Genomic DNA, 11,791 nt, shown 5'->3' with positions numbered 1-11,791 from the left:
GTGTTTATGTATAAGAATATAAAAAAATTTAAACTCGAGAGTTTAATTGCTCAAGAAATTGGCAATTTAATAGTGGGTAGGGGAATTAAAGATCCCAGAATTCATTCATTTTTAACTGTGGTTAAAGTAGAATTTTCAAAAGATTTAATAAATGCCAAAGTGTTTATTGGTTCTATTAAAGAAGGTGCTTCTTTGGATAATGCAGTTAAAGCTTTAAATAATGCTAAGGGATTTATTCAAAGTCAAATTATTAAGCGAATTAAAGTTAGAAGTACTCCTAAGTTATTATTCGTTAAGGATGATTCTCTTTCTAAATCGTTTTATGTTAATAAAATAATCGAAGGATTAAATATTACAAGAGAGAATTAAATTTGGAAAACGGATTCCTTTTAATTAATAAAGAACAAGGCAAAACTTCCTTTGAAACTCTTTTTCCTATAAAAAAGTACTTTAATACAAATCATGTTGGGCATTCTGGTACGCTTGATAAATTTGCAAGTGGAATTTTAATTGCTCTTGTAGGAAAATATACTAAGCTTGCAAGCTATTTTATTTCTTTAGATAAAGAGTATATAGCAGAATTTAGATTTGGATTAGAAACAGATACCCTTGATCCAAATGGAAGAATAGTTGATAAAAAAGATTATATTCCCAATTTAGAGGATATAGATTTAAAGCTTAAAGATTTTGTGGGAGAGATTTATCAAAGTCCCCCTAGATTTTCTTCTGTTCATATTGATGGCAGCAGGGCTTATAAACTTGCTTTGAATGGAAAGTTTTTTGAAACTAAAAAGCGAAGGGTAAATGTTTATGATATTCAAAGATTAAGTTACGATTGTGATTCTTCTTTGCTTAGTTTAAAAATTAGTTGTTCAAAAGGTACTTATATTAGGAGCATTGCAAGAGATTTAGCTTATTCTTTAAATACTTGCGCTTATGTTAGCAATTTAAAAAGAACTAAGGTAGGTATGTTTAGATTAGAAGATTCCACGTTGTGTGAAAATTTGAGTAAAGCTTCTTTGATTAGATTAGAATCTTTAAGAATTTTTGAAAAGGTTTACATTGATTCTAACAAGGTAAACCTTGTTAGAAATGGGGCTTATGTTGAAATTCAAGTCAATATTAATGAATTTAAGATTTTAAAATCTAGAGAAGAGGAAATATTAGCGGTCATTAAAGGAATAGGTTTGAATAAATATAAATATGTTGTTATATTATAATTTTATTTTTTTTAAACAATTTAATAATTTATTATTAAAAATAATTTTAAAAAGGTAAATTGTTTTTGTGATTTTTTAGAAAAAAGATTATAATCTATCATAGTAGTTAATTTAAATTATAGCAATAGGTTGTTAGAGCTTTGCTATAATGGTATAGGAGTTGCTTTATGATAGATAAAAAGCAAAAGCAAAAAATAGTTTCTGAATTTGGGAAAAATGAAAACGATACTGGTTCTGTTGGGGTTCAGATTGCACTTATTACAGGTAGAATAAAGTATTTAACTGAACATTTAAAGATAAATAAAAAAGACCACAGTTCAAAAAGGGGCTTGTTAAAGTTGGTAGGGCAAAGACGAAGTTTATTGCGGTATTACCAGAAAAAAGATTTAGAAGCTTATAGGATATTGATATCTAAGCTTGGGCTTAGAAAATAAAAAGAGGTTGAATTTTGAGGAAAATATTAAAGTTGAAAATAGGCAAAGACGAGTTAGTATTTGAGACGGGATTTATGGCTAAGCAGGCTAATGGATCGGTTCTTGCAACTTATGGAGGATCTTCGGTTCTTGCAACTGTTTGTTGTTCAAGTAATGTAAGAGAAGATTTAGATTTTGTTCCGCTTTCTGTTGAATATAATGAGAAATATTATGCAGCTGGGAAGATTCCAGGAGGATTTATCAAAAGAGAAGGAAAGCCCAAAGATAAAGAAATACTTGTTTCTAGATTAATAGATAGACCAATGAGACCTCTTTTTGATAAAAGATTTGGTCGAGAAATTCAAGTAATTCCTACAACTTTAGCTACAGATCAGCTCAATCCTCCTGATATTGTTGGAATGAATGCCGCTTTTACGGCAGTTTTTTTATCAGATATTCCGTTTAATGGTCCAATTGCAGCTGTTAGAATGGTTTATTTGAATGGTAGGTTTATAGTAAATCCTTCGTTTGAAGAGATTCATGATTCTGATCTTGATATTGTTGTTGCAGGAAGTTTAAATGGAATTACAATGGTAGAAGGCGGTGCTAATGAGGTTAGTGAGGATATTTTGTTGTCAGCAATAGATGCTGCACATGAATATATTAAACAAATTTGCAATGCTCAAAAAGAATTTTTAGATATTGTAGGGAAAAAAGAAAAACTTCCTTTAGCTTTTGAAGAAAAAATATTTGAATTTAAAGAGGAGCTTAGGGATTTTATTTATGCTGACCTTAAAGAAGCTTGTTTTGTTAAGGGGAAGCTTAATAGAGATAAAGCTATAACTTTGTTGAGAAATAAATCTTATGAGCATTTTTTTTCTCTTGAGAAATTAACTGAGAGCAATGAGTCTCTTTTCTATAAAGCCTTTGATGATTTTGAAAGAGAGATTGTTAGAAATTCTATTCTTAACGATATGATTAGAACAGATGGTCGAGCTCCTAATGAGATAAGAGATATTCTTGCAGAAGTTGATATTTTAAATAGAACGCATGGATCTGCACTTTTTACAAGAGGGGAGACACAAGCTTTAGCAGTAACTACTCTTGGTACGAGTATCGATGAGCAAATAATGGATGATATTGATGGTGATAAGCGTCTTAATTTTATGCTTCATTACAATTTTCCTCCATTTTCAGTTGGTGAAACTGGTAGACTTATGACTGGTAGGCGCGAGATTGGCCATGGCCATTTGGCTCAAAGAGCTTTAGAATCAATAGTGCCTGGAAAAAACGATTTTCCGTATACTATTAGAGTGGTTTCTGAGATTTTGGAGTCTAACGGATCTTCTTCAATGGCTACTGTTTGCGCTGGGAGTATGTCTTTAATGTCTGCAGGGGTTCCTGTTAAAAGGCAAGTTGCAGGAATAGCCATGGGGCTTATTAGCGAAGGGGATAAATATGTAGTTTTAAGTGATATTCTTGGAGAAGAGGATCATTTAGGAGATATGGACTTTAAAGTTGCTGGTACAAAAAATGGAATTACTGGATTTCAAATGGATATTAAGATTGAAAATGTTACTAAACATTTAATGAAGGATGCTCTTGAACAGGCAAGAATAGGAAGAATGCACATACTCTCTATTATGAATGCCGTAATTCCGGATTCAAGAGCTGGTATATCTAAATATGCTCCTAAAATTGTTCAGCTACAAGTTGATATTGACAAGATATCTCTTGTAATAGGGTCCACTGGGAAAACTGTTAAGGCCATAACAGATGAATTTGAAGTTAAGGTTCAAATTGAACAAAATGGAAAAATTATTCTTTTCGGCGATGATGATTTTAAGATGCAAAAGGCTAGGGAAAAAATAGAGAGTATTGTAAGGGAACCAAAGGTAGGTGAAATTTATGAAGGAATTGTTAAAAAGATTAATAGCTTTGGGGCTTTTATTGAACTTACTCCTACAAAGGAAGGATTTTTAAGTACTCGCTTGAAATCCAGGGATAGCAAGTATGGTTCTGGAAGATTTGGGAATAGTAATAGATATTCCAGATTTGGTGGTAGTGGGGACAATATAAGGGGCAATGCAGGATTAGTTCGACCTCCAAGATTAGAAGAAGGGCAGAAAATTAAAGTTAGAATAATTGATATAGACAAATTTGGAAAAATTGATCTTGAAATTGTTAGAGATAAAGATTATTAAAATTAATATGAAATTTGTTTTAAATAATTTATTTAAAGGTTATCTTATATGTTTTGTCTTATTTTTTTCCTGTCTTACCACAAATAGATCTATTCAAAATAGGGTTATTCAAGATTCTAAAATTAGTGATTTTGTAGAAAATAAAAAAGAAGCGGTTATCATTGATGATAATAATGTTGTTAATGAGAGTGAATTTAAAAGAGACTATTTGGTAGGATTAAAAGATAATGAATCTTTTTTTCTTAGTAATGCTTTTTTAAATGAAGATAATTTTTATTTTAAAAAGGCCAGAGAAAGTTATGCTAAGAAAAATATTGGCTTGACGAACTATTATTTGAACAAAATAGTGGCTAATGAGAATCAGCATGATAGGGAATTGTTAGCTAAGGCAAATTTGTTTTTTGGATATGTAAATTATGAGAATGGCTTTTATGATCTTTCTGAATATAATTTTGATCTATTTTTAAAAAATTATAAATATTCTCATGCTAGCTTAAGATTAGCTGAATTAAAATATCTTGTTAAAGAAAAATCAGATGCAATCTCTGCATTTAAAGAGATTAATGAATTTTCTATTTCAGGTTATGATAAAGAGATTTATGATTTTTTAAGTAATAAGCTTGGGGTAAGTCATTTAAACTTAGAATCCTTAGGCTTTCTTGACAATAGTGTTTTTGATATATTTGTCTTTAACGAGAATATATTTGTAACTAATATATTGGGTGGGCTTTTAAGGTACAATATTAAAAAAAATGATTATAGAGTCTACCTTAAAGATAAAAAAAGCATTTTTCTAAATGGCATTAGGGGTTTTTCAGAGTATAATGGAACAATTTATATTGGGGGAAAAAATGTTGTTTATTATATAGATAATACTGATGGAGATTTGAAGCAAATAAATGTTCCTAATAATGCTGATTTTAGCAATGTACAAGTTTTGCTTGGTGTTAAAAATGGAGTATTTGTTGGTACTTTAAATTCTGGGCTGTGGTTTTATGATTTAAAAAATTGGAAAAATATACCACTTGGATCTAATAAAATTTCTTCAATGTGCTTTGATAGTGTGAAAAATTTATTATTAGTTGGAACAGTTGACAAGGCTATTTACAGTATTAATGTCGATAATTTAGGGAAGATTGAGCATTTGGATTTTTTTAGCAAGAATGATAATGAAAAAAATATTAATTTTATAAAAAGATATAAAGATAGTTATTTTATTGGAACATATGGTGGGGGTCTTTTTGAATTAAATTTAAATAAAAATAGCTATAAAAAGCACGTTATTGCCAATAATATTAATGTTAATTATTTTATGGATATGGAGATTAAAGATCAAAAGCTGTTATTTGCAACCTTTGATCATGGACTATTGATTTATGATTCTGAAAATGACAATTGGGATTATTTTGGGCCTAATAATGGACTTCTTAATTTAAATTTAATCAAAGTTTCTAGATTTGAAAATTATGTTATATTGGCCACTCTTAATAATGGCTTGGTTTTTGTAGATGAAAATATTAAAAAACAGTTATGAGTCTTACATAATTACTGAATTTTTTAAATATTTTTTAATTACGTTTTTATTTTTCTTTTTCGTATTTTTTATAAATCAAATTTTATTCTTTATGAGAATACTTCTTCAAAATTATGTTCCCTTTTTTAAAGCTTTTATTTTTATTATATATTCTCTTCCTATGGTAATTGCGCTTTCTCCCCCTTTTGCTTCTTTGATTTCAGTAATTCTTACTATTCATAAATTCAAGATTAATAATGAAATTTTAGCTTTTCGTTCAATTGGTATATCAATTTTTGATTTGCTTATTCCATTTTTTAAATTGGGAGTAGTTATTGTTTTTATATCTTTTATATCTAATGATATTTTACTTCCACTTGGATCTATTGGTAGGCTGAAAATTTTCAATGAAATAAAAGAAGAAGTCCCCCATTTAGTATTAAAACCTTATTCAAGCAAACAGTATGGAGATTTAATTTTTGTTTCTGGTGAGAAATCGGAAAATGGTTATAAAAATGTAACTTTTTTTGATAACACAAGGCTTAAGGGATTTGATAGAATATTTATGGCAAAAAATCTTGATATTAGAAAAGAAAATTTTCAAGTTTATTTTATTTTAAATGATGTTCTCTCTATTGCTTTAACAGACAGCGAAGGTGGATTTTATGATTATTTTTATGCAGATAAGATGAAATATTCAATTGATCAAGTTACATTTAGCGATAGTTTTTTATTAAATTATGTGACTCCTTCTCAAATGAGCATGAGAGATGTTATAAAATTAATTAAAAAGCAAAACAATTTAATCGCAGATTCAAATATAAAAAATAATCTAGAAGGGGACTTTTTAAGTTTAAATTTTTCAAATCTTTATTTAAATTACTTATACAACCAAAACTATTATGCAGATGAATCTTATGTTTTTGAAAATTTAAACTATATGTATAATTTAAATTTAAATTTTAAGCCTTATCAGGATAAAAGCATGAATCAAAATTTGGCTCTGTTTAATCTTGAATTTTATCAAAAAATTAGTTTACCACTCTCAGTTTTATTTTTTATTTTTTTAGCTTTTTCAATGGGAATGTATTCTAATAGGAAATATTCTATTATTCTTGAGCTTGTAATTTCAATTATTGTTTGTGTTTTTTATTGGGTAATGTTTATTGGTGGAAAAGTTTATACTGTGCAGTATGCACCAAATCCTATTATTGTTACTATTTTGCCAAATTTAATTTTAATTATTGCAGGAGCAATTCTCTTTTTGAGATTATTGAAAAAATGAAAATAGATAAGCTTTTTGTAAAAAGCATCATTCTTACTTTTTTATCCATGAACTTACTTTTTATGATTTTAATTATGCTTGGTGATTTATTTGTTAATCTTCTCAATTATCTTGAAAAGAATGTTGGTTTTAAGGATATTCTTTATATTTATTATTTGTATTTGCCAAAAGCTTTCTCTGATGGAGTTGCTTTATCTTTTCTTTTTGCTATTTCTAATCTTATTGGTAATCTTTCTATGAGAAATGAAATAATAGGTCTTTTTAGTTGTGGAGTTTCACTTACCAGAATATTAAGACCAATAATTTTAATTAGTGCATTTATTTCATTTATTCTTTTCTTTTTTGATAATTATTTGGTAGTAGATACTGTAGCAAGAAGAGATATTCTTATTAGGAATAGTATTGGCAATAGTGGATCTAGTGATAAAACTATAATAATTAGAGATCTTGCTAGAGAAATTTATAATATTAAATCTTATGATATTGATGAGAATTCTTTTTCTAACTTAATGATTATAATTAAAAACAGTAAAGATGAGTTTCAAATAAGATATGATATAGATAAAGCTGAATGGAAAGATAATAAGTGGAAGCTTTATGGTATTAGAGAGTTTGTTAAGGCGGGTAGAAAAATTAAAGAGAATGCCTATGATGTTCTTGATGGGACAGGAATTATTAAGCTAGAACCTGACTACATAAGAACTGTGATGATGTCATCAAAGGCGTTAAATTTTACTAAACTTATTAATTGGATAAGTTTTCTCAAAAGTGAACATTTAAATTATTCTAATGCATTGTTTGATTTGTTAAATAGGGTATTTTTTTCATTTAGATTAATACTTCTTAGTTTTACTGTGGGCTTTATTGCTCTTGCTCTTAAAAAAAATATTTTTATACTCAGTTTATTAAATAGTATCGCTTTTGCTGTTGTTTATGTCATATCTATTGTAATTTTTAATTTTTTAGCGGATCTTGGTTATTTAGATATATATGTGGCAAGCTCTTTTACAACTATATTTTTTTTGATTGTTAATTTTTTTGTTTATAGGATTGTTAGGAAATAATATATTATTTAGGATGTTTATATGTTTAGAGTAATTAAGAATGACAAACATTCTAATGCAAGGGTTGGATTTTTAAATCTTCCTCATGGCAGAGTAGATACCCCTTGTTTTATGCCAGTTGGTACTTTGGGGGCAATGAAAGGATTAAAGCATACTGTTCTTGAGAAGTTAGAATGTAATTTGATGCTTGCAAATACTTATCATCTATATTTAAGGCCGGGTATTGAAACTATTGAAAAATATGGCGGTCTTCATAATTTTACAACTTGGAATAAAAATTTTTTAACTGATTCGGGCGGATTTCAGGTGTTTTCTCTTTCTAGTCTGAGAAAAATTGATTTAAAAGGTGTACATTTTAAATCTCATCTGGATGGATCTTATCATTATTTTACTCCTGAGGGAGTATTTGCTATGCAAGAAATTTTTGGCAGTGATATTATTATGCCACTTGATATTTGTAGTTCTTATGGGATTAATTATAATGAAGCTAATTTATATACAAATATTACAACCAATTGGGCTCGTAGTACATTGAAGTCTTATAAAAATAAAAAAGAAGGATACAACGGTCTTTTATTTTTAATAACTCAGGGAAATTTTTTTAAAGATTTAAGGAAAAGAAGTATCAATGATATATTAGAATTAGATAGTCCGGGTGTTGCTATTGGGGGTATTTCTGTTGGAGAGCCAAGAGAAAAATATTTAGAAATTCTTGAATATAGTTCTTCTCTTATACCAAAAGAAAAGCCAAGATATGTAATGGGCATTGGTACTCCTCATTACATACTTGATGCCATATACTATGGCATTGATATTTTTGATTGTGTTAATCCTGCAAGAATTGCTAGGCACGGGTCTCTTTTAACAGATAATGGGATAATGCGTATTAGTAGGAAAGAGTACAAAGAGGATACTTCTCCTGTAGAGAAAAATTGTGGGTGTACTTTATGTAAAAGGTATTCAAGAGGATATTTAAGGCATTTGATAAAATCGAGAGAGCTTTTTGGAATAATTTTGGCAAGTGAACATAATATTCACTATATGTTTCGGTTGATTTCAAAGATCAGAACCTCAATTTTAAATGATAATTTTTTAAACTTTAGAACTTCATACTTAAAAAAGTATGAAGAGGGAAATTTTGATGAATAAATATGTTGTTTCTACAGTTTTGGTCATGATTTCTACTTTTTTTTCACGAATAATGGGGTTTGCAAAGGTAAAGATTTTCTCTTATTATTTTGGTGCAAATCTTGATGCTGATATTTTTAACTATGTTTTCAATATTCCTAATAATTTGCGCAAAATTCTTTCAGAGGGCGCAATGACCTCAGCCTTTTTACCCGAATTTACATATGAAAAAAACAAATCGAAAGATAAAGCTGTTTCTTTTTTCAGGACTGTTATAACTTTTAATGTTATTTCTATTGGTTTAATTGTTTTAGTTATGATTATTTTTGCAAAGCCTATTATGTATTTTTTATCTTATTATAGGGGAGAAAGCTTAATTTTTGCAAGTTCTGTATTTAGTTATTTGGTATTGTATATTTTATTAATAAGTCTATCATCAATTTTCATATCTGTTTTAAATTCATATAAAATTTTTTTTATTCCTTCAATTTCACCTATTATGTTTTCTTTTGGAATAATATTGAGCATATTTTTATTTTATGATCGTTTTGGAATATATAGTGCTGTTATTGGAGTAATTTTTGGTGGGTTTTTGCAATTTCTGATTCCTTTTGTAAATTGCCTTATGATTGGTTTTGCTTGGAAGCCAACATTTTATTTTAAAGAAAAGGTATTTTTAAATTTCTTAAGTAGATGGATTCGTATGATTTTTGGATTTTCTATTTCAATTGTTACTCAGCAGATTTCATTTGCATTAGCATCTACCCTTGAGATAGGAAGTGTTTCTATTCTTAGTAATGCTATAGTTTATTATCAGCTTCCTGTAGGAATTTTTTATATTTCTATTGCAACAGTAATTTTTCCTAAAATGGCAGAGTATGCTGTTTTGGATAATAATATAAAATTAAACATCCTTTTAGTAGATGGAATTAAAATTTTATTGTTAATTTTTATTCCAGTGTCTTTTTTGATGTTTATTTGGTCTGATTATATTTTGAATTTATTTCTTATGGGGGGTAAATTTTCTATTTATGATACTCAAAAAACAGCGGGTGTTTTAAAATGTTTCCTTTTAGGCTTACTTTTTTATTCGATGTTTAGTTTTTTTCAAAAATATTATTTTTCTATTCGCGATGCAAAAACACCATTTTACTTGAGTGTTTTATTTTCTATTCTTGATATTTTACTTTCTGTTTTTGGTATTAATTATTATGGTTTGAATGCTTTGGCATTAGCCCAATCTATTTCTTTTATGATTTGTGTAATTGTTTTTTATTTTATAATATTAAAAAGTGGAGTTAAAATTGACTTAATTGAAATTTTATTTGTTCTTGTGAAGTCAATTTTAACTCTTTTTCCTTTATATATAGTTTATTTAATTTTTGAAAAGTTTCAGTGGGATGTGGGTTTTAGTTTTAAAAATTTTTATTTTTTAATTTTGGCAGGAATTGTTAGTATTTTTGTTTTGTTTGTTTGTTATTTTCTTTTAGGAATAAATAAACTTTTTAAGTTTATTAGGAGGGATGTTTTATGAAATTCTTTATTTTTTTATTTTTGTTGTTTATTTTAAATGTGTATGCTCAAAATGTTAATTCCCCAGTTCTTCCTAAGCCTCCTTTGTTGCCTGAAGTTATAGAAAATAAGCTTGAGAGAGAAAATTTTTCTAAAGGCGATAATTTTTCTAATGTTGGTTTAGACAGCAAGTATGTTAACGATACAATTCTTTACGGACTTGATAGTCAAGTTACAAACATTATAAAAGCTCTTAAAAAATCAAGTGACAGTCAATATAACTTTTCTCTTAAAAAAAGACTTGAAAAAACCTTTAATGCCGAGATCAAAAAGGAAATACTTGAATTGTTTATTTCTCTTAAGTATTCAGGGGGTATTGATACGGCAAATTATATTCTTGAAAATTATGAGAGCAAAAGATATTCAAATGCTTTATTTAGTTTGGCAATTTTGTATCTTAAGGAGTTTGGTGATAAAGATAAATTAAAAAAAACTCTTATTGAGATTCTTGAAAATAAAGAGGGTAATGTGGTATCTATTGCAGCTTATTATCTAGGAGAACTTAATTCTCTTGAATATTCTAAAAATATGATGGAAGTTTTTGAAAAATATTCTGGAAATGATGGCACTAGAAAAGAAATACTTATTGCTCTTGGGAAAATGTCCGCTGTTGATTATCAGAATAAAATTCATGAAATTTCTCTAGATAACTATGAGAGCCCATCAATTAAGGCTGCCGCAATTGAAGCGTTGTCATATCTTGCCCCAGATAAAGTGACTACAAATGCTGATTTGTATCTTCAGAGTAATAATAATAATTTAAATGTTAAATTGGCTATTATTGCTTCTTTATCTAAAGATCCTTCTTTGAAGTCCAAAGAGATTTTACAAGGATTTTTAAGAGATTCTGATGATAATATTAGATTTAAAGCTATTAATGCAATTAAAGGTCATAAGGACTCTTCAGCAAAGGATATTTTGATTTACAAGGTTAAAAGCGATCCATCTTTTAAGGTTAGGGAGGCTTCTGCTAAGGCTTTAATTGATATGGATCTTGGGGATATTGAGATTAAAAATATCATATTTGATTTTAAGATTGATAATAGTTTTAAAATATCAATGTTTAGCTACCTTTTAGATAAGGACTCTCTAAAAGCATTGTCAATTGCTTTAGAAGTTGTTAACAAAGAAAATGTTAATAGACCTTCAAATGTTTTAAAAGGTATTGCTTCAATGTTGGCTGGTAAAAAGGGTAATTTTGATAATTTCTATTCTAAAATCATTGACAGTAAAAATGTTGATTTAAGGCATTTTGCATTAAAAGGAGCTATTTACAATAAATCTTCATCACTTTCTGATAAACTTAAAAAAATTAAAAGTGAAACTAACTCTGAATATATTAAAATGCTTTTAAAAGATTATTAATTATTGATAAACTATTATAAAGTAGTA

Annotated in this window: 10 protein-coding genes; all 10 read left to right on the top strand. The window is 27.8% G+C overall.

Features of this window, described 5'->3' with window-relative positions:
• Nucleotides 1–6 precede the first annotated feature (6 nt).
• The 10 genes from rbfA (at nt 7) to DB318_RS00325 (ending at nt 11,764) form a co-directional block, all read left to right on the top strand.
• On the top strand, nt 7–369 hold the full coding sequence (gene rbfA, locus DB318_RS00370) for a 30S ribosome-binding factor RbfA (protein ID WP_151060442.1): 363 nt from the start codon (nt 7–9) through the stop codon (nt 367–369).
• 2 nt (nt 370–371) lie between these two features.
• Complete coding sequence (gene truB / locus DB318_RS00365; RefSeq protein ID WP_151074105.1) at nt 372–1,220, top strand: tRNA pseudouridine(55) synthase TruB; 849 nt, start codon at nt 372–374, stop codon at nt 1,218–1,220.
• 167 nt (nt 1,221–1,387) lie between these two features.
• Nucleotides 1,388–1,654 carry a 30S ribosomal protein S15 gene (rpsO, locus tag DB318_RS00360; RefSeq protein ID WP_151060444.1) on the top strand — a complete coding sequence of 89 codons (267 nt, stop codon included), beginning with the start codon at nt 1,388–1,390 and terminating at the stop codon, nt 1,652–1,654.
• 14 nt (nt 1,655–1,668) lie between these two features.
• Nucleotides 1,669–3,837: a polyribonucleotide nucleotidyltransferase gene (gene pnp, locus DB318_RS00355; RefSeq protein WP_172964862.1), complete on the top strand. Its 2,169-nt coding sequence runs from the start codon at nt 1,669–1,671 to the stop codon at nt 3,835–3,837.
• A gap of 7 nt (nt 3,838–3,844) precedes the next feature.
• Entirely contained in the window at nt 3,845–5,371 is a 1,527-nt protein-coding gene (locus tag DB318_RS00350) for a hypothetical protein (RefSeq protein WP_151060445.1), read from the top strand.
• Nucleotides 5,346–6,635, top strand: a complete 1,290-nt coding sequence (locus tag DB318_RS00345) for an LptF/LptG family permease (protein WP_151073682.1) — start codon at nt 5,346–5,348, stop codon at nt 6,633–6,635. Before DB318_RS00350 ends, DB318_RS00345 begins: the two co-directional genes overlap by 26 nt.
• Nucleotides 6,632–7,699 (top strand): LptF/LptG family permease, encoded by a 1,068-nt coding sequence (locus DB318_RS00340; RefSeq protein ID WP_151060447.1) that lies wholly within the window; start codon nt 6,632–6,634, stop codon nt 7,697–7,699. The genes DB318_RS00345 and DB318_RS00340 overlap by 4 nt, the downstream gene beginning before the upstream one ends.
• 21 nt (nt 7,700–7,720) lie before the next feature.
• Nucleotides 7,721–8,848: a tRNA guanosine(34) transglycosylase Tgt gene (tgt, locus tag DB318_RS00335; RefSeq protein WP_151060448.1), complete on the top strand. Its 1,128-nt coding sequence runs from the start codon at nt 7,721–7,723 to the stop codon at nt 8,846–8,848.
• The gene (gene murJ, locus DB318_RS00330; RefSeq protein WP_151060449.1) at nt 8,841–10,361 is read left to right on the top strand and encodes a murein biosynthesis integral membrane protein MurJ; all 1,521 of its coding nucleotides are present in this window, start codon (nt 8,841–8,843) and stop codon (nt 10,359–10,361) included. Before tgt ends, murJ begins: the two co-directional genes overlap by 8 nt.
• On the top strand, nt 10,358–11,764 hold the full coding sequence (locus DB318_RS00325) for a HEAT repeat domain-containing protein (protein ID WP_151073684.1): 1,407 nt from the start codon (nt 10,358–10,360) through the stop codon (nt 11,762–11,764). The genes murJ and DB318_RS00325 overlap by 4 nt, the downstream gene beginning before the upstream one ends.
• Nucleotides 11,765–11,791: the final 27 nt, after the last annotated feature.

The organism is [Borrelia] turdi (assembly GCF_008828755.2).
Lineage (GTDB): Bacteria > Spirochaetota > Spirochaetia > Borreliales > Borreliaceae > Borreliella > Borreliella turdi.
This window is presented reverse-complemented; position numbering and strand designations above follow the sequence as displayed.

What these genes read in the sequence shown, in the direction of transcription:
- rbfA (WP_151060442.1), top strand. Translation starts at nt 7, where the DNA reads ATGTATAAGAATATAAAAAAATTTAAACTCGAGAGTTTAATTGCTCAA.
- rpsO (WP_151060444.1), top strand. Translation starts at nt 1,388, where the DNA reads ATGATAGATAAAAAGCAAAAGCAAAAAATAGTTTCTGAATTTGGGAAA.
- DB318_RS00350 (WP_151060445.1), top strand. Translation starts at nt 3,845, where the DNA reads ATGAAATTTGTTTTAAATAATTTATTTAAAGGTTATCTTATATGTTTT.
- DB318_RS00345 (WP_151073682.1), top strand. Translation starts at nt 5,346, where the DNA reads ATGAAAATATTAAAAAACAGTTATGAGTCTTACATAATTACTGAATTT.
- DB318_RS00340 (WP_151060447.1), top strand. Translation starts at nt 6,632, where the DNA reads ATGAAAATAGATAAGCTTTTTGTAAAAAGCATCATTCTTACTTTTTTA.
- tgt (WP_151060448.1), top strand. Translation starts at nt 7,721, where the DNA reads ATGTTTAGAGTAATTAAGAATGACAAACATTCTAATGCAAGGGTTGGA.
- murJ (WP_151060449.1), top strand. Translation starts at nt 8,841, where the DNA reads ATGAATAAATATGTTGTTTCTACAGTTTTGGTCATGATTTCTACTTTT.
- DB318_RS00325 (WP_151073684.1), top strand. Translation starts at nt 10,358, where the DNA reads ATGAAATTCTTTATTTTTTTATTTTTGTTGTTTATTTTAAATGTGTAT.